Consider the following 26083-nt stretch of genomic DNA (forward strand, 5'->3'; position numbering starts at 1 on the left):
CGGGGTGGAATGGCGCAGCCGACCTTCTTCACAAAGCCGCCTGCCTCAACGTTGGCTGACATTGCCACGCTGACCAAGGCGCAGCTGGTCGATCCCGCCAGGGGCGGCCACATCATCACGGGCCTTGCTTCGCTTGACGAAGCGGGCCCGATGCATCTGGCGTTCTTCGACAACCTCAAATACGCCGACGAGCTCAAGGCGACCAAGGCCGGCGCTTGCCTGGTGAGCCCGCGCTTCGAGCCCCAGGTGCCCGCGCACGTGGCCGTGCTGCGGGTGGCGCAGCCGTTCCGGGCCTTTGTCAGAATCGCCCGGGAATGGCACGGCGAAGCGCTGAGGCCCCAATCCTGGGTCGGCAATGACGGCATCGCGCCGTCGGCGATCATCGATCCCTCGGCCCGGCTCGAGGACGGCGTGATCGTCGATCCCCTGGCCGTGATCGGCCCGGATGTGGAGATCGGCAGCGGCACGGTGGTCGGCGTCGGGGCGGTGATCGGGCCTGGCGTCAAGATCGGCCGGGACTGCAATGTCGGCGCGCGCACCGCGATCCAGTGCGCCCTGATCGGCAACAATGTGCTGATCCATCCCGGCTGCTCGATCGGCCAGGACGGCTACGGCTTCATTTTCTTCGGCCCCGAGGGCCATCTGAAGGTGCCCCAGACCGGGCGGGTGCTGATCCAGAACGACGTCGAGGTCGGCGCCGGGACCACGATTGACCGCGGCAGCTTGCGCGACACCGTGATCGGCGAGGGTACGAAAATCGACAATCAGGTCCAGATCGGTCACAATGTCACGATCGGCCGGCATTGCCTGCTGGCCGCCCAGATCGGGCTCGCCGGCAGCCTGTCCATTGGCGACAACGTGGCACTCGGAGCGAAGGTTGGCATCAACAACCACCTCAAGATCGGGGATGGGGCCCAGGTGACCGCGATGAGCGGCGTCAAGGACGACATCCCGCCGGGCGGACGCTGGGGTGGTTTTTTCGCCAAGCCGACCAAACAATGGTTCAAGGAGATCATCGCGGTGGAGCGCTTGGTACGCGACAGCAGGGCTGATCCGAAGGATGAGGGACGGGAATGACGGAGGAATCACCTGTTAAGTTCGAGCTGGTGGACATCAATGCCATCCTCCAGACGCTGCCGCACCGCTTTCCGATGCTGCTGATCGACCGCGTGATCAACATCCGCGCCGACTATAGCGGCATCGGCATCAAGAACGTCACCTTCAACGAGCCGGCCTTCCAGGGGCATTTCCCGGAGCGACCGGTCTATCCCGGCGTCATGATGATCGAGGCGATGGCGCAGACCGCGGGCGTGATCGGCATCAAGTCGGTCGAAGGCACCGAGAAGCCGCGGGCGGTCTATTTCCTCACCATCGACAAGTGCAAATTCCGCAAGCCCGTGCTGCCGGGCGATACCATCGAGTATCACATGCGCTCGGTCGGCCGCCGCAAGGCCATGTGGTGGTTTCACGGCGACGCCAAGGTCAACGGGCAGGTGGTTGCGGAAGCCGATGTCGGCGCCATGCTGACGGACTGAGCGGCACGCGCGTCGCGCTGGGCGGGTTCACGCGCTGCAATCGTAGCGGCCACCGGGGGCCTCGCGCTTGATGTTTTGGTTGAAGAACTGACCCATGGACGGCGCGCCCAGGAGACGGTCGGCCGTCTCGGCCGCGACGCCGCAGTAGCGCGCATAGCTGCCGCCAGTCGCGACGACGAGGTCGCGCTGCGCGCGGTCGTAGCAGACACGCTGAAGCACCGTGCTGCGGCTGATGTCGCGGCATTCGAATGTCGCGAGCTCGATAGGGTGGCGTTCGCCGGTCTCGACCGTCTCGGACACGATCGGTGCGGCCGCGAGCTGTGCGAGCAGAAGTGCCAGGGCCCTGACCATGAAAGCTGAAGCTCCGCATGAAGTTGTTGAGGAGCCGGGACGACCGCCTCATCCGGTACTTGAAACAGGCAGAGATGATACGTCACTGGACAGATCGGGCATAGTCGCGCTAACCACCGGAAAACTGAGCGACTTCAATGCATAACCAGACCTTCTTGACGAGTAAGATTGCTTGATGAGCAAGATTGATCCCACCGCACGGGTCGCGGACGGCGCCGTGATCGGCGAGGGCACCGAGATCGGGCCGTATTGCATCATCGGCCCGAACGTCGTGATTGGCGCGAACTGCAAGCTGGTCGGACATGTGCACATCACCGCGCAGACGACCATCGGCGACGATTGCACCATCTATCCTTTTGCCTCCCTGGGCACGCCACCGCAGTCGCTCAGCTACCGGGGCGAGCTGACAAAGCTCCAGATCGGATCGAGCTGCACCATCCGGGAATCCGTGACGATGAACGCAGGCACGGTCGCCGGCGGTGGCATCACCACGGTCGGCGATCGCGGCTACTTCATGAATTGCAGCCACGTCGGCCATGACTGCCATGTCGGCAACGACGTGATCTTCGCGACCTCGGCGACGCTCGGCGGTCATTGCGAAATCGGCGACTTCGTCTTTATCGGTGGTCTGTCCGCGGTCCACCAGTTTACCCGCATCGGGCCGCAGGTCATGGTTGGCGGTGTGTGCGGTGTGCGCGACGACATCATCCCGTTCGGGCTGGTCAACGGCCAATATGCGGCGCTGGAAGGTCTCAACCTGATCGGCATGAAGCGGCGCAAGTTCACCAAGCAGCGACTGGCGACGGTGCGCGGGTTCTACCAAAAACTCTTCCACGGCCCCGGTACCTTCGCCGAGCGGTTAGAGGCGTCCAGGCCGCTCGCGGGCGAAGATCCGGCGATCGCCGAAATCCTCGACTTCATCGGCAAGGGCAAGCGCCCGCTTTGTCTTCCTGCCATTGCGAAGTGATTTCGGGATGGCCGCGGACATGACATCGGCGGCGTCGGACATCTCATCGCCGGTCGGCATCGTCGCCGGCGGCGGTGCGATGCCGTTTGCGGTCGCCGACTCGCTTGCCGCCCGCGGCATCACGCCGGTGCTGTTTCCGCTGCGCGGGGCCTGTGATCCCGCGCGGGTGGAGAAATTCCGCCATCGCTGGATCTCGGTCGGCCAGCTCGGTCGCGCAATGCGGCTGTTCCGCGAGGAGGGCTGCCGCGACCTGATCTTCATCGGCACATTGGTACGGCCCTCGCTCTCCGAGATCCGGTTCGACGTCAAGACGATGCGGCTGCTCGGCAATGTCATCCGCGCCTTTCGCGGCGGCGACGATCATCTCTTGTCCGGCGTCGGCCGCATCCTCGAGCAGGACGGCTTTCGCATGGTCGGCATCAAGGACCTCGCACCCGATCTCCTGATGCCCGAAGGCTGCATCAGTCGCGCCTGGCCCAGCGATGCCAGCAAGACCGACATCGCGCGCGGCCGCGCGGTGCTGACTGCGCTCGGTCCGTTCGACATCGGCCAGGCCGCGGTGGTGATCGACGGCCATGTGGTCGCGGTCGAGGACATCGAGGGCACCGATGCGCTGCTCGCGCGCGTCGCGCGGCTGCGCGAGGAGGGACGCATTCGCGCGGCCGCCGGCCGCGGCGTTCTGGTGAAGGCGCCGAAGAGCGGCCAGGATCTGCGCTTCGACCTGCCGACGATCGGCCCGCGGACCATCGAGGGCGTCGCGGCGGCCGGCCTTGCGGGCCTCGCTGTCATCGCCGGCAACACCATCGCCGCCGAGCCACAGGCGATGATCGGCCTCGCGGACGCCAAATATCTCTTCGTCATCGGTCTGCCGGCGTGATGCAGTCGCGCGATCCCAAACGCAAGATCTTCCTGATCGCCACGGAGGAATCCGGCGACCGGCTCGGCAGCGCCTTGATGAAGGTGCTGCGCCAGCGCCTCGGCGACGGCGTGCAGTTCGTCGGCGTCGGCGGCCGTACCATGGCGCGCGAAGGGCTGGAATCGCTGTTTCCGATCGAGGAGCTGTCGATCGTCGGATTTGCCGCGGTGGTGCAGCAATTGCCGAAAATCCTGCGGCTGATCCGCGAGACGGCTGACGCCGTGGCCGAGGCGGCGCCGGACGCGCTCGTCATCATCGACAGCCCCGATTTCACCCATCGCGTCGCCCGCCGCGTGCGCGCGAAGAATCCGGCGATCCCGGTCGTCGATTACGTCTCGCCGCAGCTCTGGGCGTGGCGGCCGGGGCGGGCGCGGACCATGCTCGGTTATGTCGACCATGTGCTCGGTCTGCTGCCGTTCGAGCCCGAGGAATACCGCAAGCTCGGCGGACCGCCATGCAGCTATGTCGGCCATCCCCTCATCGAGCAATTGCCCTCGCTGCGGCCGAACGCGGAGGAGCAGGCACGTCGCGACGGTGAGCCGCCGGTGCTTTTGGTGCTGCCCGGCAGCCGCCGCAGCGAGGTCAGGCACCATCTCGATGTCTTCGGCGGGGTGCTCGGCCGCTTGCAGGCGGAAGGCCGCGCCTTCGAACTGATACTGCCGACTATGCCGCATCTCGAAGCCACCATCCGCGAGGGGATCGCGAGCTGGCCGGTCAAGCCAAGGGTCGTGACCGGCGAGAACGAGAAGCGCGCCGTGTTCCGCATCGCGCGTGCGGCGCTGGCCAAATCCGGTACGGTGACTCTGGAGCTCGCACTGTCGGGTATTCCAATGGTGACGGCCTATCGCGTCAGTGCGATCGAGGCTTTCATCCTGCGCCGCGCGATCCGCGTCTCCTCGGTGATCCTTGCCAATCTCGTGATCGGCAAGGATGTCATTCCGGAGTACCTGCAGGAGGAGTGCACGCCGGAGAAACTGGCGCCGGCACTCGCCGAGGTGCTGACGGATTCGCCGCTGCGCAAGCAGCAGGTCGAGGCGTTCGCCCAGCTCGATACCATCATGTCGACCGGCAACAAATCGCCGAGCGTGCTTGCGGCCGACATCGTGCTCGAGACGATGCGCAAAGGACGGCGGTAACAGAGGTCTTGTAGGGTGGGCAAAGGCGCGTCGCGCCGTGCCCACGATTCGTCGCGATGAGAAGAATTCGTGGGCACGCTTCGCTTTGCCCACCCTACGAGACCGTGAACGTTGCGTCATTGTGGCCGGATCAAGTTCTACGCAAGTCCTGCATCCACCCGAAAGCACTGGCTGGTGATGCGCTGGCTTTCGTCGGAGGCGAGGAATAGCGCCATATTGGCGATGTCCTCGGGCGTCACTGCATCCGGAACGGCTTGGCGTGAGCGCATTTCGGCGATGACCTGCTCGTCCGGATACCACAGCCGGCGTTGACGTTCGGTGATCACCATGCCCGGCGCGATCGCGTTGACGCGGATGCGGTCGGGGCCGACCAGCCGGGCCAGCGAGTTGGTGAAACCGACGATCGCCGCCTTTGCCCCGGCGTAGACCGGCAGCGCCGGTGCACCGCGCATCCAGGCGATCGACGACATGTTGATGATCGAGCCGCCGCCGCGCGCCTGCATCTGCGGCACCACCGCTTGCGCAGCAAAGATGACGTGCTTGAGATTGACGCCGATCATCCAGTCGAACTCTGCCGGCGTCACCTCGGCCAGCAACTGGCGTTGATCATTGGCGGCATTGTTGACGAGCACTGCGGTATCGCCGAGCGATCGCTGCACCTGTGCCATGGCCGCGCGCAAGGCCTCGATGTCCAGGAGGTCGCAGGGCACGAACAACGGCGCGGTTTCGGATGCAGCGCTCACCTCCGCGACCAGCGCCCCGCCGGCTTCTTCATCCACATCGAGGAACGCAACGCGCGCCCCCTGGGCCGCGAAGGCGCGCACGAAGGCGGCCCCGATGCCGCTGGCGCCGCCGGTGATCAGTACGACGCGGTCCGCAAGTCCGGCATAGCTCGTCTTTGTCATGCGATCAGTCGCTCCGTCTCGGGGTCGAACAGGCAGATGCGGCGCGTATCCAGCGCGAAGGGGGCTGCCGTCCCCGGCGGGGGACGGATATCCGGCGTGATGCGCGCCAGCGCGGACTCGCCGCCGAGCCGCAGCAGCACGATGGTTTCGGCGCCGGTGGGCTCGACCATCTCCACCGGCGCGTGGACGACGATGGGCGCACCGCCGGAGAACACGCGGTTGCCCTCCGCGATGCATTCCGGCCTGATCCCGAACACCACCTCGCGGCCAAGATAGGGTGCCGCCGAATCGTATCCCTGCAGGCGGAGGCGAACTTCGTCCGGCCGACCCGCGCCAATCACGACCACGGGTCCGCCGGCGTCGGCCTCGAGCCGCGCCGGCATGGTGTTCATCGGCGGGGAGCCCATGAAGCGTGCGACGAACAGATTGGCGGGATAGCGGTACACGGTGTCAGGATCGGCAAACTGCTGCACCACGCCGCGATGCATCACAGCGATTCGCGTCGCCATCGTCATCGCCTCGATCTGGTCGTGGGTGACATAGATGATGGTCGCGCCGATGCGCTGGTGCAGCCGCTTGATCTCCATCCGCATCTCGACGCGCAGTTTTGCGTCGAGATTGGACAGCGGCTCGTCGAACAGGAAGAGCAGGGGATCGCGCACCAGGGCACGGCCCATCGCCACGCGCTGGCGCTGGCCGCCGGAGAGCTGCGATGGCTTGCGGCCCAGCAGCGCCTCGATCTGGAGCAGTTTGGCGACATTCGCGACCGCCTTGTCCTGCTCCGCCTTCGGCACGTGACGGCATTCCATGCCGAAGGTGATGTTCTGGCGCACGGTCATCGACGGGTAGAGCGCATAGGACTGGAACACCATGGCGATGTCGCGGTCCTTGGGCGGGACGTCATTGACCACGCGTCCACCGATTTCGACGGTCCCTGCGCTCGGATGATCGAGCCCGGCGACGATGTTGAGCAGCGTGGACTTGCCGCAGCCGGATGGCCCGACCAGCACCGTGAACTCGCCGCTTTCGATGTCGAGATCCACGCCCTTCAGCACCTCCAGATTGGCGTAGCGCTTCGACAGGGTTCGAATGCTCAGTGCTGCCATGACAACTCCATCATTTCACGGCCCCGGCAGTCAGGCCGCGGACGAAGTATTTGCCACCGAGGAGATAGATCAACAGCGTCGGGAGCGCCGCGATGATCACCGCGGCGCTCTGCACGCCGTGCTGCGGGATGTCTGCGACAGCAGCGGACAGCGCGATGAGAGCGGCCGTGACGGGCTGTTGCTGGCCGCTCGTGAACGTCACGCCGTAGAGGAACTCGTTCCAGATATGCGTGAACTGCCAGATCACGGTGACGATCAGGATCGGCGGCGAGAGCGGCAGGATGATGCGCCAGAAGATACGAAAGAAGCCGGCGCCGTCGATGCGCGCGGCCCTGATCAATTCATGGGGGATGGCGACATAATAGTTGCGGCAGAACAGCGTGGTGAAGGAGAGCCCCTGGATGGTGTGAATCAGCACGAGGCCCGCCAGCGTGTTGATGAGACCGATGTCGCGCAGCACGATGGTCCAGGGCAGCAGCCGCATCTGCTGGGGAAGGAAGAGGCCGAGGGTCACGATGCCGTAGATCCAGGTGTCGCCGCGAAAACGCCAGAGCGATACGGCGTAGCCGGCAACGGCACCGAGCAGGGTCGAGAAGATCGTCGCAGGAATCGTGACGAGGGCGGAGTTCAGCATGTACGGCCGGATGCCGGCGCAGGTCTCGGCAACGCAGAAGCCGCTCCAGGCAGCCAGGTAGTTGCTCCAGGCCCAGTGCTGCGGCCAGCCGATCATCGAGCCCTGCGCGATCTCCTCGTTGCTGCGGAGCGAGTTCAGCACGACAACAGCCAATGGCGCGAGCCATGCCGCAGCGATTAGCAGGACGATGAGGTAGATCAAGATCCGGCTTGGTGCGAAGGTTCGCTCACGCATGGGCGGCCCGCCGTCGCTGGACATATCGCCACGCCGCATACGGCAGCAGCACCGCGAGAAGAATGAGCAACATCAGCACCGCCGCCGCCGCGCCCCGGCCGAGCAGGCTGCGCTGGAACATCAGGTCGTAGACGACGAGTGCCGGCAGCTGGGTCGCGATTCCGGGCCCACCGTTGGTCAGCGCGCGCACGAGGTCGAACGTCGAAATCGCGAACTGCAACTGGATTACGACGACGGTGATCGTGATCGGCCAAAGCGACGGCAGAATGATGCGCCGGTAGATTCGGACCGGTCCCGCACCGTCGATCTGCGCGGCCTTGATGATGTCGGTGTCGACGGAGCGGAGGCCGGCGAGGAACAGCGCCATGGCGAAGCCCGAGGATTGCCAGATCGCAGCGATCACAATGGTCCAGATCGCCATGTCGCGGTCGATCAGCCAGTCGAACTTGAAGGAGGTCCAGCCGAGGTCGTGGACCAGCTTCTGGATTCCAAGACCGGGATTGAGCAGCCAGCTCCAGACCGTGCCGGTGACCACGAACGACACCGCAAGGGGATAGAGGAAGACGGATCGCAGCAGGTTCTCGCCGCGAATGCGCTGGTCGAGCAGGATCGCAAGGGCGAGGCCGGTCACCAAACTCAGCAGCACGAAAGCGCTGCCGAACAGCAGCAGATTGTCGAAGGCGATCTGCCAATTCCGCGATGCCGCGACCGCCGAGTAGTTGCGCAGCCCCACCCAGCCCGAGACGGGGATCAGCGTCGATGGTGTGAACGAGATCCAGATCGTCCACAGGGAGAACGAGACGAGGTGCGCGGCGGACAGCAGCAGCGGCACCCAGATCATCAGATATTCGGGCAGCCGGCGCACCCATTCAGGAAGCGCCGGCCGGTCCGGTCTTATCGAGACGGCATTGGTCAACGCGCGCCCTCGACGGCCTCGGCGAGGCGGGTGGCCGCTTGCTCGGGCTTGATCGTCTTGTTCTTTACGTACTCCGTGATCACGTCGATCATCGCGGCGGTCATGCCGTTTTCCTGCGCCATGTTGTGTGCGAGGCTCAGGACCGCCTGGTTGCTGGCGATCGCGTCCTTCAGAGCTGCCGCGGTCCGCCGTTGACCGTCCGACCAGCCTTCGCCGGACAGATCGACATCGGTGCGCACGGGGATCGATCCCGTGATCTGCGAATACATGGTCTGGATCGCCGGATCCATGACGAGCTGGGCCATCAGCGTCTGGCCGGCCTGCAGATCGGGCTCCTTGCGCTGCCAGAAGATGAAGGCATCGGCGTTCAACAGGAACACCGGCTTGCTGTTGTCGCTGGGGCCTGGCGCGATCATGAAGTCCTCGAACTTGAAACCGGCATTGCGCAATACGCCCTGCGCCCAGCCGCCCATGATCATCATGCCCATGTCGCCGTCGACGAAGCGCTTCAAATTGGTCGAGAAGTGCTGGGCGCCGACATTGGGGTCCATCCAGTCGGCGATCTTGCGCACCTGCGCGAACGCAGCCTTGATCTCAGGACCCTCCAGGGCCTTCTTCTCGAGATTCATAATGGCTGCGCGGTATGCGAGGGGACTGATGCCGGCCAAGGCAGCCTCGAATTTTTGCCCGTCGTCGGGGCGGGTGCCGCCGTTGGCGACGGGATAGGGGACGCCGCCCGCTTTCATCTTGTCGGCGAGGTCGTTGAAGTCAGCCCATGTGACGGGGACCTTGTCGGCCTTGGCCTTGTCCATCGCGCGCTTGGACAGGAACAGCATGTTGGTGCTGTAGATCTGCAACGGCAGTGCGATCCATTTGCCGCCCGGCTTGTGCAATTTCGCAAGGTCCGGCGCGACCACCTTCTCATAGCCGGCGGCGGCGACGACGGCGTCAAGATCGACGGTCGGGGCAATTTTCGACCAGGCCGCGATCTCGGGACCCTTGAGCTGGGAGCAGGCCGGCGGATCGCCGGCCATGATCTGAGCCCGCAGCTTGTTCATCATCTCGGTGGTGAAACCGGGGACGGGCGAGTGCTGCCAGACGCCGCCTTTCTCCTCGAACTTCTTGCCGAGTGCGGTGATGGCCGCCCCATCGCTGCCCGCGGACCATTGCGAGATCGCGGTCAGGCGCGGCTTGACCGCGCCTTGCGCGCGGGCAAAGGCCGGCAGTGCGAGCGTGGCAACGGATCCAGCGAGCAGACGGCGCCTTGTTGTCGTGATCGGCATGGCAGTTCCTCCCGGTGTGAACTCTCTTGCGCGCGAGCCGCGCAGCTTCAGGCCATCTCAGGCGGCCTCCGTCGACGCGGCCGGCATGCCGCCGCGGCAGGCAAGGCAGAACGCGGCGAAGGCCAGCGCGGCCCTGGGATCATTGCCGTTCGACGGCGGCACGAAAGCGAGCGACACCTGCGCATGCTTGCGGCCGCCGAGCAGGCAGGCATCGACGCCGTCGACCAGCGCTTTCCGATCGCCTTCCGCAAGGAGCGAGGGCCAGCCGGAGATGGCGACGCCGTGACAGGGCTTGACGTTCAGCGTGTTGCCGATCGCAAGCCCGAGGCGATACAGGCGATGCCGCAGCTCCTGACGCACGCGCGAGGAGATCGGGATCGCGCTGACCCAATCGCTGCCGAGCTGGAGCAACTCCGGCTCGGGCACGCCGAGAAGCTCAGCCAGCGCCGGAAGCGATGTATAGGCCTCGACACAGCCGAGGTGGCCGCAGCGACAGCGTGGCCCGCCTTCGCCAAACACCATGTGACCGAGCTCGATCGGCTGGAGCGCGTCGGTCTCGACGGGATCATCCATCCAGGCCCCGGCAACGCCATGGCTGACAAAGACGAACAGGTGCGTGTCATTGAATGGATAGTTTTCGGTGCGACAGCGATGGAATGTGGCGTGCGCCACGACCGAATTGGTGAATTCGACGGGCACGTCGGCGAACATCTCGCCGAACATGTCGCTGAGGCGCCCGACGTCACAGGGAATGATGGGATTGCCCGCGGCGCTGAGCCGGCCGAGGCCCGGAATGGAGACGCCGACCTGCGAAAGGACGACGCGGCGCCGCCGCGTCCAGTCGCGCAACAATGTCATCGCTTCGCGAAACGCCCGGCCGACGGTCTCGACGGTCGGCGTCTTCGGCAGCGGTACGCGCTCGGTGTAGTGCAGCTCGCCCGACAGGCCGCCGACGCCGACGCTGAGGTGCTGAGCGGTCAGCTCGAAGGCTGCGAGGGCGACCGAGCCATCGAGCGACACGAGGCCGGTCGGGCCGCCGACGTAAGGGGCAGGGCGCCGCACTTCCTCGATCAGGCCTTCGGCCTTCAGGTCAAGCAGGATGCGCGACAGGCTCGCTTCCGACAGGCGCACGGCCTTGGCCAGCGGCGGGCGAAACGAGCCGCCCGACTGGAGCAGATGGGTCAAAATGGCAGCGCGCGTCTGCCGCCGACTTCTCGGCTGCTCCGGCATTTCCATCCCTGTCGTCATTCTTACTTAGTGTAAGAATTTGCGCGCGGAGCGCTCTGACTGTCAAGGCGTTTGCGGCCGCAGGCGTGGACTTGTTGTTGTGCGCGGCAGCAAGAGTGTCACGGCCCGATTGGTCTCGTAGGGTGGGCAAAGCGAAGCGTGCCCACGACTTCGTATCTGTTGCGGAGAGGTGGTGTGCGCCTTGCCCACCCTACGGCACCGCCACAAAACAAAAACGGCGCCATCTTGCGATGGCGCCGCTTCGAAAGCCGTAACGGCTTGGATCTTACTTGCGATCCTTGATCGCGACGTAATCGCGGCGGGTGACGCCGGTGTAGAGCTGGCGCGGACGGCCGATCTTCTGCTGCGGGTCCTCGATCATCTCGCTCCACTGGCTGATCCAGCCGACGGTGCGGGCGACCGCGAATAGCACGGTGAACATCGAGACCGGGAAGCCCATCGCCTTCAGCGTGATGCCCGAATAGAAGTCGACGTTCGGGTAGAGCTTGCGGTCGATGAAGTACTGGTCGCTGAGCGCGATCTTCTCGAGCTCGAGCGCCACCTTCAGCATCGGATCGTCGCCATGGCCGGTCTCCTTGAGCACGGCGTGACACATCTTCTGCATGATCTTGGCGCGCGGATCGTAGTTCTTGTAGACGCGATGACCGAAGCCCATCAGGCGGACTTCGGAGTTCTTGTCCTTCACCTTGGCGATGAATTCGGGAATCTTGTCCACGGAGCCGATCTCGGCGAGCATCGCGAGGGCTGCTTCGTTGGCGCCGCCATGCGCCGGACCCCACAGGCAGGCGATGCCGGCGGCGATGCAGGCGAACGGGTTGGCGCCGGACGAGCCGGCGATGCGCACCGTCGAGGTCGAGGCGTTCTGCTCGTGGTCGGCGTGCAGGATGAAGATCTTGTCCAGCGCGTCAGCCAGCACCGGGTTGATCTTGTAGTCCTCGCACGGCACGGCGAAGCACATGTGCAGGAAGTTCTCGGCGAACTTGAGCGAGTTCTTCGGGTACACGAAGGGCTGGCCTACCGTGTACTTGTAGGCCATCGCCGCCAGCGTCGGGATCTTGGCGATCATGCGCATGGAAGCGATCATGCGCTGCTTCGGATCGTTGATGTCGGTGGAGTCGTGATAAAACGCGGCGAGCGCGCCGACCGCAGCCACCATGATCGCCATCGGATGCGCGTCGCGGCGGAAGCCCTGGAAGAAGCGGGCCATCTGCTCGTGCACCATCGTGTGATGGGTCACGCGGTCGTCGAAATCCTTCTTCTGCGCGGCGGTCGGCAGATCCCCGAATAGCAGGAGATAGCAGGTCTCGAGGAAGTCGCCGTTCTCGGCGAGCTGCTCGATCGGGTAGCCGCGGTATTCCAGCACGCCCGCGTCGCCGTCGATATAGGTGATCTTGGACTGGCAGCTCGCGGTGGAGGTGAAGCCGGGATCGTAGGTGAACAGGCCGGACTGGCCGTAGAGCTTGCCGATATCGATGACATCAGGCCCGACGCTGCCGCTGTGGATCGGGAGATCGTAGTTCTTGTTTCCGACCGTCAGCGTAGCGGTCTTATTGCTCGGTTTTGCGTCCATCGTAGGTCCCCGATGAAATGTGAAGCGGGCCGGAGCCGGAGGCCCCCTTGCGAGATGACGGGGCAGGCCGGATGTTCCAGAAGGTACGGGGGAGATGGGTATATTATTGCTGTGTGCGCTGCAAGATCACCGCACGCATGCTCGACTTACGTCGTAGACTGATCTTTAAGCCGGCCGAGGCTTTCCTGGCGTCCCAGGACGTCCAAAACCTCAAATATACCAGGCGACGTCGTCCGCCCGGTCAGCGCGGCCCGCAAGGGTTGGGCGACCGCGCCGAGCTTGAGACTATTTTCCTCGGCAAAAGCGCGTAGCGCAGCTTCGGTGGTGGCGCCGCTCCATGTCTCGACTTTCTCCAGCGCGGAATGAAGCTGGCCGATCAGCTTGCGGTTCTCTGGCGTCAGCAGCGCTTGCGCCTTGGGATCGAGCTCCAGCGGCCGGTCGGCGAAGATGAAATAAGTGCTGTCGATCAGCTCGATCAGCGTCTTGGCACGCTCCTTCAGGGCCGGCATGGCCTTGAGAAGCTGGGCGCGCGTAGTGTCGTTTAACTTGGCCTTAATCTCGTCGCGTGCCGGCACGAGATGGTCGAGCACGTCCTCGAACATCTTCACGAGTGATTGATCGTCGGCGTGGCGGATGTAGTGGCCGTTGAGGTTTTCCAGCTTGGCGAAATCGAAGCGGGCGGCGGCACGGCCGACGCTGGCGAGGTCGAACGCCGCGATCATCTCCTCGGTCGAGAAGATATCCTGGTCGCCATGGCTCCAGCCGAGCCGGACGAGGTAATTGCGTAGCGCGGCCGGCAAATATCCCATGGCGCGGTAGGCATCGACGCCGAGCGCGCCGTGACGCTTGGAGAGCTTCGAGCCGTCCGGGCCGTGGATCAGGGGGATGTGGGACATGCTCGGCAGAGCCCATCCCATCGCATCGTAGATCTGCTTCTGGCGCGCGGCGTTGATCAGATGATCGTCGCCGCGGATCACATGGGTCACGCCCATGTCGTGGTCGTCGACCACCACAGCGAGCATGTAGGTCGGGTTGCCATCGCCGCGCAAAAGCACGAGGTCGTCGAGGTTCTCGTTCTGCCAGACCACGCGGCCCTGGACCTGGTCCTCGATCACGGTCTCGCCGGTCTGCGGCGCGCGCAGGCGGATCGTCGGCTTGACGTTGGATGGGGCTGTCGCGGGATCGCGGTCGCGCCATAGGCCGTCATAGAGACGGGTGCGCCCTTCCGCGCGCGCCTTCTCGCGCATGGCGGCGAGTTCCTCGGCGGTGGCGTAGCAGCGATAGGCCTTGCCGTCGGCGAGCAGCTGCTCGGCGACCTCGCGGTGGCGCGCGGCGCGGCTGAACTGGTAGATGACCTCGCCGTCCCAGCCGAGCTCCAGCCATTTGAGACCGTCGAGAATGGCGCCGATCGCAGCCTCGGTGGAGCGCTCCCGGTCGGTGTCCTCGATCCGGAGCAGCATCTTGCCGCCGTGCTTCTTCGCGTACAGCCAGTTGAACAGCGCGGTGCGGGCGCCCCCGATATGGAGGAAGCCGGTCGGCGAGGGAGCGAAGCGCGTGACGACGGAATCGGTCATTCTTGGGAGGGCCTATGCTTTGGAGGCGGTGGTGTATAGCAGGAACGGGACATAAACAAAGCCCGTCGGCGGACCTGCCAGGCCCTGCCTAGGGCCTTGCTTAAGCTCTTGGCTCAGCCTTCCGAATTTGGCAGAAGAACCGCTGATTTCCCGACAGGATTTTCGTAATGACAGAACCGGTGGCAGCTGAGGTTGGGCGCGATTTCATTCGTGACATCATCCAGGCCGACCTCGACCAGGGCAAGTACAGGGAGATCGTGACCCGGTTCCCGCCGGAGCCGAACGGCTATTTGCATATCGGCCATGCCAAGTCGATCGCGCTCAATTTCGGCATCGCCCAGGAGTTTCCGGGCCGCTGCCATCTGCGTTTCGACGACACCAATCCGGTCAAGGAAGAGCAGGAATATATCGATTCCATCCAGGCCGACGTGCGCTGGCTCGGCTTCGATTGGGGCAAGAACCTGTTCTTTGCCTCGGACTATTTCGACCGCCTCTACGAATGGGCGGAGCAGCTGATCCGCGACGGGCTCGCCTATGTCGACGACCAGACCCAGGAAGAGATCCGCCTCGCGCGCGGCACGCTGACCGAGCCCGGCAAGAATTCGCCGTTCCGCGACCGCAGTGTGGACGAAAACCTGGACCTGTTCCGCCGCATGAAGGCGGGTGAATTCCCGAACGGCACGCGTGTGCTGCGGGCCAAGATCGACATGGCCGCGGGCAACATCAATCTGCGCGACCCCGTGCTGTACCGCATCCTGCATGCGCATCATCCGCGCACCGGCACCAAGTGGCACATCTATCCGAGCTACGATTATGCGCACGGGCAGTCGGACGCGATCGAGGGCATCACGCATTCGATCTGCACGCTGGAGTTCGAGGACCACCGGCCGCTCTACGACTGGTTCATCGAGAAGCTGCCGGTACCCTCGCAGCCGCATCAGTACGAAATGGCGCGGCTCAATATCACCTATACGCTGCTGTCCAAGCGCGTGCTGACCCAGCTCGTCCGCGACGGCCATGTCGCCGGCTGGGACGATCCGCGGATGCCGACCATGGCGGGGATGCGCCGCCGCGGCGTGCCGCCGGCCGCCTTGCGCGAATTCATCAAGCGCATCGGCGTTGCGAAGGCCAACAGCGTGGTTGACGTCGGCATGCTCGAGTTCTGCATCCGCGAGGAGCTCAACCGCACGTCGCAGCGGCGCATGGGCGTGCTGCGGCCGCTGAAGGTGGTGATCGAGAACTATCCGGAAGGGCAGACCGAAGAGCTCGAGGCGATCAACCACCCGGACGATCCCTCAGCGGGCACGCGCAAGATTACGTTCGGCCGCGAGCTCTATATCGAGCAGGACGACTTCATGGAGAACCCGCCGAAGAAGTTCTTCCGCCTGTCGCCGGGTAACGAGGTGCGGCTGCGTTACGCCTATTTCGTCAAGTGCACCGGCGTGATCAAGAACGACAAGGGCGAGGTGGTGGAGCTGCGCTGCACTTACGATCCCGCGACCAAGGGCGGCAACGCGCCCGACGGCCGCAAGGTCAAGGCGACGATGCACTGGCTGCCGGCAGCGAATTCGGTGCCCGCGGAGATCCGCATCTACAACCAGCTGTTCGCCAATCCGAGCCCGGACGCCTCGAACTTCGCGGCCGATCTCAATCCGCAGTCGCTGGAGATCCTCGCGGACGCGCGGATCGAGGCATCGGTCGCACAGAGCAATTCGACCGAGCCGATGCAGTTCGAGCGCCAGGGTTATTTCGTGCGCGACAAGGACTCGACGCCCGGCAAGCCGGTGTTCTCACGCACCATCGGCCTGCGCGACACGTTCGCGAAGGAAGTCGCGAAGGGGTGATGCGCACATGAGCAAGGAAGCCGACGCCATCGTTTCCGCCATCATCGCGAAATGGTGCGCCGGCTTCGCGACGCTCGACGCGGCCGCGCTGTCGTCGCTGTATGCGAACAACGCGTTCTTCTTCGGCTCCAACCCAAAACTCTATCGGGGCAGGGACGGCGTTGCCGACTATTTCAACGGCCTGCCGCGCTGGCGCAAGCCCAGTGCCGTGTTCTCCGACGTGAATGCAGCGCAGGCAGGTCCTGACCTGATCAATATGGCCGCGACCATCTCGTTCGATCTCGCCGGCGAACGTCCCGATCTCGTCGTCAAGATGAGCTGGGTCATCATCCGCGAAGACGGCGACTGGAAGATCGTCAATCACCACGCCTCGGCGCAGGCGCCGCTGATCTGAGCGAATCGCACACGGCATCGTCATCCCCGCGAGAGAACGAACGTGCGCCCAACGCGTTGGAGTGGGTCCGAACCAAGGAACCCACTATGCAGAACATCGCAGAGCATATGGAAGTGATCGGCGCCGACGGCGTCCATATCGGCACGGTCGATCGCGTCGAGGGCAACCGCATCAAGCTGACCAAGAAGGACAGCGGCGAGGGCAGCCACAAGGGCCATCATCACTTCATCGACAAGGGGCTCGTGGCCGGTGTCGAGGGGAATAAGGTGCGGCTGTCGGCCAAGGCGGATGTAGCCGTGACCATGGAAGAGGAAAAGTAGGGGGCGCGTTCTCCCGTTCCCGATCTGTACCGCTATTCGTGCAGCCGCACGTTCCGGTAGCCTCCACGCCAGTCGTGTCGCGTAAGGTGCAGGGGAATGGCGGAGCCGGGCCGGCCAGTACGGTCCCAGGGTGTTGCCGGGACGTGGCCGGTCGGCCGCGCTGCGCCTGCCGGCGGCTTCGCGCCGGCGGGCTTTGGCGCCTGGCCGGCAATCATCGAGACGCTGCGTGAATGGGCCCGCGCCGAAGCCGGCCCCGGGCGCTTGCTGCCGTGGGTGCCGGTCGCCTTCGGAAGCGGCATCGCGCTTTATTTAGCCGCCGATCATGAGCCGGTGCTGTGGGTTGTTGCCACGACGGCGGTCGCCCTCCTACTCGGCGCGATCCTGTTGCGGCGGAGCCGGCTGTTTGCGCCTGCGATCATGATCGCGGCGGTCGCTTCCGGCTTTGCCGTGGCAACCTGGAAGACGGCGCGCATCGCTCACCCCGTGCTGGCCAAGCCGCTCTATTCGGTGTCGCTGTCTGGCTTCGTCGAGGCCCGCGACATCCGCGAGCGCACCGATCGTTTCGTGCTGCGCGTCACCGCGATGGAGGCGCAGCGTAGCGAGGTCAAGCTGGAACGCGTCCGCCTGTCGGTGCGCAAGGGCACAGCGCCCGAGGTCGGCAGCTTCGTGCAGCTCAAGGCGCGGCTGATGCCGCCGCTCTCGCCGGTGCGCCCGGGCAGCTACGATTTCTCGCGCGACATGTTCTTCCAGGGCATCGGCGCCTCCGGCTTCGTGATGGGTGCGATCACGGCTTCAATCCCGCCCGATGCCGGCGGCCTGCGGCTGCGTTACGCCGCCTTCATGCAGGGTCTGCGCGATGCGATCGACGCCCGCATCCGCGCCACGCTCGAGGGTGACAACCGCGCGATCGCGACGGCGCTGCTCACCGGGCGGCGCGATGCGATTTCCGCGCCGGTGAACGACGCGATGTTCATCTCGGGGCTCGGCCATGTGTTGTCGATCTCCGGCTATCACATGGCGGTCGTCGCGGGCGTCGTGTTCTTCGCGGTGCGCGCGCTGCTGGCGTTGATCCCGGGCCTCGCCGTCGGCTTCGCCATCAAGAAATGGTCGGCCGCCGCGGCGCTGGTCGCGGCCGCGTTCTATCTGCTGCTCTCGGGCGCAGAAGTCGCAACGCAAAGATCGTTCTTCATGACGGCGGTGGTGCTGATCGCGGTGATGGTCGATCGCCGGGCCATCACTTTCCGAACGCTGGCCGTGGCGGCGATGATCGTACTCGCGGTTGCGCCGGAGGCGCTGGTGCATCCGAGTTTTCAGATGTCCTTCGCCGCGACGCTGGGGCTCGTCGCGCTGGTCCAAATCGGCATGCCGAACCTGTTTGCCTCGCCCGATCATTCCGCGACGGCGCGCATCGCGATGTGGGGTGGCCGCGAGATCGCGATGCTGTTTCTGGCCTCGCTGATCGCGGGGCTTGCGACCACGCCCTATGCCGCCTTCCACTTCCACCGCGTCACGCCTTACGGCGTGCTCGCCAATCTCGGCGCGATGCCGGTGGTCTCGGCGCTGGTGATGCCGGCGGGGCTGCTGGGCCTGCTCGCGGCGCCGTTCGGGCTCGACGGCATGTTCTGGTGGCTGATGGGGATCGGGATCGACTGGATGGTCGCGGTCTCGCGTTGGGTGGCGGCATTGCCGGGCGCGGTCGGCCGGATCCCGGCGTTTGGCATCGCGCCGCTGATCGCAGCGAGCCTGGGGATCATCGTGATGAGCCTGTTGCGCACGCCCTTGCGCTGGTGCGGTGCCATGGTGCTGCTGGTTTCCATCGGCTGGGGGCTGTCGGTGCGGCAGCCCGATATCCTGATTGCCGGGGATGGCGCGAGCGTCGCGGTGCGGGGCGGAGACGGGCGTTTGCATCTGATCAGGGCGGGCAAGGACAATTTCCTGCTCAAGGAGTGGTTGTCTGCCGACGCCGATCCGCGCGATGCCGGCAGTAACGCGCTGGCGAGCGGCATATCGTGCGACGAGTCCGGCTGCGTGACGCCGCTCGCGGACGGACGGCTGGTCGCGCTGGCTTCGCGCATCGACGCGTTGGCGGACGATTGCAGCCGGGCCGCACTGGTGGTGACGTCACGGCCCGCGCCGCCCGATTGTGCGGCGATGGTGGTGGATCGGCAGCGGCTCGCTCGCCAGGGCGCGCTGGCATTGACCCAGCGTGGCGACGGCTTTTCGGTTCAGGCGGTGAGGGCGAGGGGCACGCACCGCCCGTGGTCACCGGCCGGTGCCGGCGAAGGTGATTTCGACGGCAGCCTTGTGCCGAGGGCGGCTCCCCGCAGCCGCGACGCAACGCCATCGGAGACCGACTTGCAGGCTGACGATTGACGCGGTCGGTTACAGATACCAGGCCAGCACGGCTTCGAGCCTTGCGTTTCCGATGACCGGCAGGGCCACCATCCGGCTCAACCCCGCTGCGCAGGCGTCCGAGCTGGCGACCGAGCCGTCATGGGTGAGATCGTCGTTGAGCGCCGGCATGCCGGTGGCCCAGGCGCCGCCGATGCTGCCTTCGCCTCGGGAGATGAATCTGGTCGCATAGAGCGCGTCAAGGTCGGTGTGCGCGCTGCAATCGCCGGCGCGAAAGACCAGCGCCGAACGGGCCTCGTTCGGGACCCAGATCTCGAAGCGTCGCGCAATCGGCGTTGCCTGCGCGGAGAGGAATGTCAGGACCCAGGTCTGGTCGGTGCCGGTTCGGTAGGGCACGCCGACGCCGAGATTGATCCCGACCTTGGCTGCGTCCTCCCAGCGCAGGAAGCTCTTGGCGTCGTGCAGGTCTCTGATGATCAGCGGCAGGCCCGCCTTCCAGGTGCGTCCGGGCAGGCCGAAGCCGCGAGGAAATCTGGTGTGGCGGGAGTTGAATTCGAACATGTCAGCTGCGCCGTAATAGCCGTCGACGAGGCCCATCTCGTAGGAGAGATCAGGATCGTTGTGCCAGAGTTCGATCGCGCCGACATGCGCCTCGTCGTCGCCGCAGAACAGCACCATCACCGCTTGCAGGAATTCGCCTGCGAACACCGGCACCGCCACGCCGCAGGTGAGGCCGGCCGCGACGGCCTGATCGGTCCGCTTGAAATAGGAGTTGGCGAATTTCGTGAGGATGACGGGATGGCCGCAGGCCCAGGCCTTGCCTGGAAGCCCCTCGTCATATCCGAAGTGCAGCTCTTCGCTGACGGCCTTGAACGCGGACAGCCCTTCATCGTAGAGGCCGCCGCCGAATTCCAGCCGCATGCGCGTCCGGTCAGGCACCCAGAGTTCAACGACGCGAATGAAGGTTTTCATCGAGCGTGTCCGCCGCCTCAAATCACGACAGCATCGGTCATTTGGCTGCGGAGCGGAGGTTCAAAATTCAGGCAGGACGGCCCAAACTTCGTGCGGCGACGAGGTTCGCCGCTCGAATTTCGAGAAGCAAAAACCCACCGGGCTCGCCGGCCTCGGCCGGCGACGGCATTTCAATCCTGGCCCTCGACCTCTCGGCCGGAGGGCGTCAGCCGATCGGCAGTCGCGTGACCGTCGGGCGACTGTCGGCGATGATCTTCGGCTTGTGCTCGCGCTCGCCGATCGGTTGAGTCACCGGCAGTTGCAGCACGGTTGCGCGCTGGCCCTCGACGAGCTGCGTCACCAGCACGGATTTGCCGTCCGGGAATTCGATCGCGTCATGATGGCGATCGGGAATGTGCGGATCGATCTTGCCGAACTTGCCGACGCGGGAGTTGACGGTGCGCGTCCAGATCCAGCGGTTATCGTAACGGACGTTGTCGGCGAAGGCGAGCTCCGTTCCCGGCAGCAGGCAGACCGCGACGGAGAGATCGGCTTCGGAGGCGAAGCCGCGCGTCGAGGTGCCGCGGAATGTTGTCGTGACGATCGTCTCGCCGACTTCTGCGGGGCGCGTCGCGACGGCATGCAGGCTGTAGTCACACATCGGGTGCTCCTCAATGCAGAGATAGCGACCCGCACCTCTTTCGGAGGCGCAGGCCCCTACCAGAGTGGAAGCACGTGACGGTCTGCTTGGTTGTAGGCAAATCTGCGGCTGGGATCCGCGAGCCCCGATCACATTATCTTTTCCATCTTTTCCGAATTCGATAGGAACAAAGTCGGCTTCCGTGCATTTGGCAGGCGCGCGTCAACGACCAGCGAAACCAGCCAGTCCTAGTATCGTCAGCTCGGCTGCGTACGCGCTGCATTGCGGTCGTTGCGGATTTTCTAGATCACGGCGGTGTCCTGGCCGACATGATGATGCGATCAGCGTTGCTGCGGCTGCGCTCAAACGATCTGGCGCATTTGGGCTGTCCCCCTCGAACTCGAAAGGCCGCGAAGCGATGTTGCTTCGCGCGGCCCGCCGGGGATGTCGCGGACGAGGAGGGGCCAGATAATCTGTGCAGTACCAGAAAGACCATCCAGCCGGAGCGGACCATCATCCGCTCCAATCTCCGATCGGCGATGCCGATCGCAGGCGCGCGCGGCACTGAGTACTTCCGGTATGAGTACTTCCGGTATGAGTACTTCCGGTATCAGTACTTGCGGTAAAGCCCGATCAGCTTGCCCTGAATCTTCACGCGGTTCGGCGGCAGGATGCGCACCTCATAAGCGGCATTGGCGGGCTCCAGCGCGATCGAGGCGCCGCGGCGGCGGAAGCGCTTGAGCGTGGCTTCCTCGTCGTCGATCAGCGCCACAACGATGTCGCCGGTATCGGCGCTCTCGTTGCGCTGGATCAGCGCCATGTCGCCGTCGAGGATGCCGGCCTCGACCATGGAATCGCCGCGCACTTCGAGCGCGTAATGCTCGCCGGAGCCGAGCATGTCGGGCGGCACGCTGATGGTGTGGCTGCGGGTCTGCAATGCCTCGATCGGGGTGCCGGCTGCGATGCGGCCCATCACCGGCACCGCAACGGGCCGCTCGCCCTCGTCCGCGGACGGGCTGGAGCTCGCACGCACCTTGCCGAGATTGCCCTCGATGACGCTTGGCGTGAAGCCGCGTCGGTTGCCGGCCGCAGCCTGGAGCTCCGGCAGCTTGATCACTTCGATGGCCCGGGCGCGGTTGGGCAGGCGGCGGATGAAGCCGCGCTCTTCGAGCGCGGTGATCAGGCGGTGGATGCCTGACTTCGAGCGCAGGTCGAGTGCATCCTTCATCTCGTCGAAGGACGGCGGCACGCCGCTTTCCTTCAAGCGTTCGCTGATGAACCGCAGAAGCTCGTATTGTTTGCGCGTTAACATCTCGACCAAAGTCCCCCGGTTGATGTCGTTCGATTCCGAGACGATGAATTCAGCGATAAGCCGCTACATCCTCGAAACAAATCATGAACGGACACTATATGTTCGATACATGTTCCGCAACTGCTTAATTTTGCGTGAACAGAACGAAGCGCGCGGAATGCGTGTGGCCGCGCAGGTCAGACGGGGAGCCGCAGCACCTCGCAAGGGCTGCCGGCCTCGGCCTTCGGCGCGAACGGTGGGCGCACGAGAAGTACCTGTGCTGCAGCAAGATTCGCAAGCAGAGAGGAGTCTTGATGGCTGACGGGAAGGGCGACGAGCGTGCCGTCGTCGCGCAGCTCCAGGCGCGCGCGCAGATAATCCTCGCGCTGGTCGTTGACGCCGAGATCGCGGCCCAGCACGGCGCGCTCGCGATGGTGATGAATCACCGAACGGCCCGACAGCGCGCGAATCAGCGGCACCATGAACAGGAAGGCGCAGACATAGGACGACACGGGATTGCCGGGCAGGCCGATGACGCCCATCGTCCCTAAGCGTCCGTGCATCATCGGCTTGCCGGGCCGCATCGCGATCTTCCAGAACGCCATCGCGATGCCTTCGTCCTTGAGCGCCTGCTGGACCAGATCGTGGTCGCCGACCGATGCGCCCCCGGTCGTGACCAGGATGTCGGCGCCGCTTTCGCGCGCGCGGCGGATGCCGGCGGTGGTGGCCTCCAGCGTATCGGCGGCAACGCCGAGGTCGATGGTCTCGGCGCCCTCGCTGCGGGCGAGCGCGTGCAGGGCATAGCCGTTGGAATAGACGATCTGGCCGTGCCCGGGCGTTGAGCCCGGCATCACCAGTTCATCGCCGGTGGCGAGAATCGCGACCTTCGGACGGCGGCAGACGGCGAGTTGCGGGTGATTCATTCCGGCGGCGAGGGCGAGATCGCGCTCCGTCAGACGGGTTCCCTTGCGCAGGAGGACGTCGCCCTCGCGGAAATCGACCCCGGCGGGGCGGATGTGCCGACCCACGATCGCGGCTTCCTTGATCGTTATTTGCTTGCCTTCGGCGATCGTGTCCTCCTGGATCACGACCGCGTCGGCGCCGTCGGGAACGACGCCGCCGGTGAAGATCCGCACCGCTTCGCCGGCGCCGACCTTTCCCGTGAACGGACGGCCCGCTGCGACCTCACCGATCATCGTCAGCCCTGAATCGATTGTCGCCGCGTCGGCCGCGCGCACGGCATAGCCGTCCATCGCCGACATCGCCTGGGGCGGTTGGGTGCGCCGCGCAGCGACGTCATGGGCGAGCACGCGATGGTAGGCTTCGTCGAGCGAAACCGTCTCTGCAGGCAGCGGCGCTGCACCCGCCAGCACCGCAGCAAGGGCGTCGGAAACCGGCATCAAGGCCACGGCGAAACTCCTGCTCGGCACGTTCGGACGAAATGTTCCGACAGTCTTCTAACCGAGCGCGGGAGCAGAGGCAAAATTGCGGAGCCGGCACGATTTATCCTGCCGCTTCCGGCCCGGTACGAAAAGCGGGCTCAGGCCTGGCGTGGCATGATCCAGAGAGCGAGACCGATCGGCAGGAGGGTGGCCATGGCGAGGACGAGAATGACGAGCGCCACGGCCAGCACCGCTCAACTCCCGCTCGGCCGGTCCGGCCCGTCGTCCAGCGCGACGTCGGGAGCCTTCGGGCCTTGATCCTTGTCGGGCAGCGGATCGGCCTGGGATTTCAGGTCGGCGGCCTTGCTGATCAGCTTGGCGGAAAGGTCCGAATCCGAGGTGGTTCTTGCGAATTCAAGCAGGAGAGAGGCTTGCTTGGTGAGATAGGTTTTGCCCAGCACGTCCATAAGTCCGGTGTAGAAGTCCCAACGGACTCAAGAGTCCGGAAGGGGCCATTCCGTTCCCGGAACTCCGTACAAAAATGCACAAAGCGCTCTGGTTCCTCATTTTGGGCAAAATTGGTTCCGGGAAGGCTGCCCGACGTTGCGCCGCCCGCTGAGCGGAGATCGTCAGATGCCCAATGCCTTCAAGGCGTTCCCGACGTCGCGCGGCGACGTCACATGCACCGCCGTCAGCCCGCGCGACCGCGCGCCTTCGATGTTCTCGGCGAGATCGTCAAAGAACACGATGCGTCCTGCGGGCACGCCGATCGCGGCGACGACATGGTCGAAAGCCTCCGCGTCCGGTTTTCGCAGGCCGATGCTGGACGACAGATACAGCGCGCGGAAATGGCCGAGCAGCTCGCCATATTCCTTCGAGAAATAGTCGACATGCGGCCGGTTGGTGTTGGAGAAGGCGTAGAGCGGAATCTGTTTCGCCGCGCGCGGCAGCAACTCGGCGATATCAGGCATCTCGCCGGCGAAGATCGCGTTCCAGCCTTCCAGGAACTGCGCGTCCGAAATGCCGATGCCGAGCGAAGCACGCAGCGAAGCGAAATAGTCCTCGTCGCTGATCTTGCCGACCTCATGCAGCCGGTAGGCCTCGTCGCGCACATAGCGCGCGACGATGGATTCGGGCTGGCAGCCGGCATGTCCCGCCCAGCAGGCGATCGCCTTGGAGAAGTCGATGTCGAGCACCACGCGCCCGAGATCGAACAGCAGCGCATCCGCGCTGCCGGGAGAGAGCGAAGTCATTGCGTCCTTTCACTCAGTATCGATACGGATCGTGGTCGAACAGCGGGAATGCGCTGAACACGCTCGGCGCGTTGGTGGCGGTCGCCGGATGCAGGCAGGATTTGTCCACCTCGGCAAATGACGTGGCGCCCAAAAGGCCGAGGCAGCGCAGCACCTCGTCCTCCAGCAGCTCCAGCATTCGCGCGACACCGGCCTCGCCAGCCGCCGCCAGCGCCCAGCATTGCAGCCGGCCGATCCCGACCATGTCCGCGCCCGCCGCGATCGCCTTGACGATGTCGGTGCCGCGACAGATGCCGCCGTCGACCATGATCTTGGCGCGGCCCTTCACGGCCTCGACGATCTCGGGCAGCACATGCATGGCGCCGCGGCCGTGGTCGAGCTGGCGGCCGCCATGGTTGGAGACGTAGATCCATTCGACACCGTGATCGACCGCGATCAGGGCGTCCTCGGCGGTGGCGATGCCCTTGAGGATCAGCGGAATCCTGAACTTGTCCTTGATCATCTTCACGGTCCGCCACTCAAGGCCCTTCTGGAAATCGCCGCCGGTGGCACGCAGGCGGCTCTCGCGAACGTAGCGCTTGGCGATGTCGCGTTCACGACGGCTGTAATGGGCGGTGTCGACGGTCAGGCAGAAGGCGGCATAGGCGCTCTTCTCGGCCCGGCTGACGACATCGGCGACAAAGGCGTCATCGCCGCGGACATAGAGCTGATAGAGCCGCAGCGCATCCGGCGCGGCTTCGGCGGTCTGCTCCAGGCCGGGCTCGGACACCGAGCTCAGCATGTGCGCCGCACCGAAGGTGCCGGCAGCACGCGCGACGCTCGCCGCGCCATCCGGGTCGAAGATCTCGAGCGCACCGACGGGGGCGAGCACCACCGGCAGGCGCATCTTGCGGCCGAACTGCTGAACCGAGCCGTCAACCTTTCGGACGTCGCGCAGCACCCGCGGGCGGAAGGCGATTTCGTCCAGCGCCATGCGGTTGCGGCGCATCGTGGTTTCGGTCTCGGCGGCGCCCACGATGTAGTCCCAGGCGTTCTGGTTGAGGTTGGCCCGCGCTTTCCGAATGAATTCGTGCAGGTTCTGGAACGGCTCGTTGCTGGCACCGAGTTCGACGTTCCGTTCCGGCCGGATCCGGGGTGCTTCGTTCATTGTTATCCTCCCGAGAATTTGAAGCCTTGTGTCATCGCCTAACCCGTCCAGCGCTCCAAAACCATCCTAAAATGGCATGGCTGCGCGGCGTGGACGGGCGCACCGATTCCCCCTTGGGGCGGGCCAGTCCGGCA

General features: G+C 65.1%; 25 protein-coding genes. 9 read left to right on the forward strand and 16 right to left on the reverse strand.

Annotation, left to right across the window (positions count from 1 at the left end):
• The first annotated feature begins 9 nt into the window (after nucleotides 1-9).
• Together lpxD and fabZ are read left to right on the forward strand one after the other, a co-directional pair.
• Nucleotides 10-1077: a UDP-3-O-(3-hydroxymyristoyl)glucosamine N-acyltransferase gene (gene lpxD, locus RAD10_RS29865; protein WP_461620304.1), complete on the forward strand. Its 1068-nt coding sequence runs from the start codon at nucleotides 10-12 to the stop codon at nucleotides 1075-1077.
• Entirely contained in the window at nucleotides 1074-1535 is a 462-nt protein-coding gene (gene fabZ, locus RAD10_RS29870) for a 3-hydroxyacyl-ACP dehydratase FabZ (RefSeq protein ID WP_091965774.1), read from the forward strand. Before lpxD ends, fabZ begins: the two co-directional genes overlap by 4 nt.
• Nucleotides 1536-1562: 27 nt before the next feature.
• On the opposite strand, the gene RAD10_RS29875 is transcribed toward fabZ, so the two are convergent.
• Nucleotides 1563-1886: a KTSC domain-containing protein gene (locus RAD10_RS29875; protein ID WP_461620305.1), complete on the reverse strand. Its 324-nt coding sequence runs from the start codon at nucleotides 1884-1886 to the stop codon at nucleotides 1563-1565.
• A gap of 175 nt (nucleotides 1887-2061) precedes the next feature.
• Here RAD10_RS29875 and lpxA point away from each other — a divergent pair, with 175 nt between their 5' ends.
• Genes lpxA through lpxB form a run of 3 tightly spaced genes read left to right on the forward strand, consistent with a single transcriptional unit; the run spans nucleotide 2062 to nucleotide 4905 of the window.
• Entirely contained in the window at nucleotides 2062-2853 is a 792-nt protein-coding gene (gene lpxA, locus RAD10_RS29880) for an acyl-ACP--UDP-N-acetylglucosamine O-acyltransferase (RefSeq protein ID WP_461620306.1), read from the forward strand.
• Nucleotides 2854-2872: 19 nt separating this feature from the next.
• Nucleotides 2873-3730 (forward strand): LpxI family protein, encoded by an 858-nt coding sequence (locus RAD10_RS29885; protein WP_461620356.1) that lies wholly within the window; start codon nucleotides 2873-2875, stop codon nucleotides 3728-3730.
• A complete protein-coding gene (gene lpxB / locus RAD10_RS29890) occupies nucleotides 3727-4905 on the forward strand; it encodes a lipid-A-disaccharide synthase (protein ID WP_461620307.1) in 1179 nt (392 codons plus the stop codon). Before RAD10_RS29885 ends, lpxB begins: the two co-directional genes overlap by 4 nt.
• A 137-nt stretch (nucleotides 4906-5042) precedes the next feature.
• Here the strand turns inward: lpxB and RAD10_RS29895 are convergent, their stop codons facing one another.
• From RAD10_RS29895 to gltX, 8 genes are all read right to left on the reverse strand, one after another.
• The gene (locus RAD10_RS29895) at nucleotides 5043-5810 is read right to left on the reverse strand and encodes an SDR family NAD(P)-dependent oxidoreductase (RefSeq protein ID WP_461620308.1); all 768 of its coding nucleotides are present in this window, start codon (nucleotides 5808-5810) and stop codon (nucleotides 5043-5045) included.
• Nucleotides 5807-6916, reverse strand: a complete 1110-nt coding sequence (locus tag RAD10_RS29900; RefSeq protein ID WP_461620309.1) for an ABC transporter ATP-binding protein — start codon at nucleotides 6914-6916, stop codon at nucleotides 5807-5809. The genes RAD10_RS29895 and RAD10_RS29900 overlap by 4 nt, the downstream gene beginning before the upstream one ends.
• A 10-nt stretch (nucleotides 6917-6926) precedes the next feature.
• Nucleotides 6927-7784, reverse strand: coding sequence for a carbohydrate ABC transporter permease (locus RAD10_RS29905; protein ID WP_179738723.1), 858 nt, complete (start codon nucleotides 7782-7784; stop codon nucleotides 6927-6929).
• On the reverse strand, nucleotides 7777-8700 hold the full coding sequence (locus RAD10_RS29910; RefSeq protein ID WP_461620310.1) for a carbohydrate ABC transporter permease: 924 nt from the start codon (nucleotides 8698-8700) through the stop codon (nucleotides 7777-7779). The genes RAD10_RS29905 and RAD10_RS29910 overlap by 8 nt, the downstream gene beginning before the upstream one ends.
• Nucleotides 8697-9983, reverse strand: coding sequence for an ABC transporter substrate-binding protein (locus RAD10_RS29915; RefSeq protein WP_461620311.1), 1287 nt, complete (start codon nucleotides 9981-9983; stop codon nucleotides 8697-8699). Before RAD10_RS29915 ends, RAD10_RS29910 begins: the two co-directional genes overlap by 4 nt.
• A gap of 57 nt (nucleotides 9984-10040) precedes the next feature.
• Nucleotides 10041-11219 (reverse strand): ROK family transcriptional regulator, encoded by a 1179-nt coding sequence (locus RAD10_RS29920; protein ID WP_461620312.1) that lies wholly within the window; start codon nucleotides 11217-11219, stop codon nucleotides 10041-10043.
• A 277-nt stretch (nucleotides 11220-11496) separates the two neighbouring features.
• Nucleotides 11497-12801, reverse strand: a complete 1305-nt coding sequence (gltA, locus tag RAD10_RS29925; protein WP_018320224.1) for a citrate synthase — start codon at nucleotides 12799-12801, stop codon at nucleotides 11497-11499.
• Between the two features lie 146 nt (nucleotides 12802-12947).
• A complete protein-coding gene (gene gltX, locus RAD10_RS29930; protein WP_461620313.1) occupies nucleotides 12948-14375 on the reverse strand; it encodes a glutamate--tRNA ligase in 1428 nt (475 codons plus the stop codon).
• A gap of 167 nt (nucleotides 14376-14542) precedes the next feature.
• Between gltX and RAD10_RS29935 the strand changes: the two genes are divergently transcribed.
• The 4 genes from RAD10_RS29935 (at nucleotide 14543) to RAD10_RS29950 (ending at nucleotide 19306) form a co-directional block, all read left to right on the forward strand.
• Nucleotides 14543-16219, forward strand: a complete 1677-nt coding sequence (locus RAD10_RS29935) for a glutamine--tRNA ligase/YqeY domain fusion protein (protein ID WP_461620314.1) — start codon at nucleotides 14543-14545, stop codon at nucleotides 16217-16219.
• 7 nt (nucleotides 16220-16226) lie between these two features.
• Nucleotides 16227-16613, forward strand: a complete 387-nt coding sequence (locus RAD10_RS29940) for an SgcJ/EcaC family oxidoreductase (RefSeq protein WP_461620315.1) — start codon at nucleotides 16227-16229, stop codon at nucleotides 16611-16613.
• An 86-nt stretch (nucleotides 16614-16699) separates the two neighbouring features.
• Nucleotides 16700-16933 carry a DUF2171 domain-containing protein gene (locus RAD10_RS29945; protein ID WP_254119959.1) on the forward strand — a complete coding sequence of 78 codons (234 nt, stop codon included), beginning with the start codon at nucleotides 16700-16702 and terminating at the stop codon, nucleotides 16931-16933.
• Nucleotides 16934-17029: 96 nt separating this feature from the next.
• Nucleotides 17030-19306 (forward strand): ComEC/Rec2 family competence protein, encoded by a 2277-nt coding sequence (locus tag RAD10_RS29950; protein WP_461620316.1) that lies wholly within the window; start codon nucleotides 17030-17032, stop codon nucleotides 19304-19306.
• A 9-nt stretch (nucleotides 19307-19315) separates the two neighbouring features.
• On the opposite strand, the gene RAD10_RS29955 is transcribed toward RAD10_RS29950, so the two are convergent.
• The 7 genes from RAD10_RS29955 to RAD10_RS29985 all read right to left on the reverse strand — a co-directional run bounded on the left by RAD10_RS29955 (nucleotide 19316) and on the right by RAD10_RS29985 (nucleotide 25949).
• Nucleotides 19316-20257 (reverse strand): GAF domain-containing protein, encoded by a 942-nt coding sequence (locus RAD10_RS29955; protein WP_461620317.1) that lies wholly within the window; start codon nucleotides 20255-20257, stop codon nucleotides 19316-19318.
• Nucleotides 20258-20462: 205 nt separating this feature from the next.
• On the reverse strand, nucleotides 20463-20897 hold the full coding sequence (locus RAD10_RS29960; RefSeq protein ID WP_461620318.1) for a hypothetical protein: 435 nt from the start codon (nucleotides 20895-20897) through the stop codon (nucleotides 20463-20465).
• Nucleotides 20898-21486: 589 nt separating this feature from the next.
• On the reverse strand, nucleotides 21487-22188 hold the full coding sequence (gene lexA / locus RAD10_RS29965; protein WP_091965799.1) for a transcriptional repressor LexA: 702 nt from the start codon (nucleotides 22186-22188) through the stop codon (nucleotides 21487-21489).
• Between the two features lie 176 nt (nucleotides 22189-22364).
• Nucleotides 22365-23576, reverse strand: a complete 1212-nt coding sequence (locus RAD10_RS29970) for a molybdopterin molybdotransferase MoeA (RefSeq protein ID WP_461620319.1) — start codon at nucleotides 23574-23576, stop codon at nucleotides 22365-22367.
• A gap of 227 nt (nucleotides 23577-23803) precedes the next feature.
• Nucleotides 23804-24010, reverse strand: a complete 207-nt coding sequence (locus tag RAD10_RS29975) for a hypothetical protein (protein ID WP_091965798.1) — start codon at nucleotides 24008-24010, stop codon at nucleotides 23804-23806.
• Between the two features lie 168 nt (nucleotides 24011-24178).
• Entirely contained in the window at nucleotides 24179-24802 is a 624-nt protein-coding gene (locus RAD10_RS29980; protein WP_461620320.1) for an HAD-IA family hydrolase, read from the reverse strand.
• Between the two features lie 13 nt (nucleotides 24803-24815).
• Entirely contained in the window at nucleotides 24816-25949 is a 1134-nt protein-coding gene (locus tag RAD10_RS29985) for an alpha-hydroxy acid oxidase (RefSeq protein WP_461620321.1), read from the reverse strand.
• Between the last annotated feature and the right edge of the window lie 134 nt (nucleotides 25950-26083).

This window comes from Bradyrhizobium sp. 23AC, assembly GCF_054863025.1.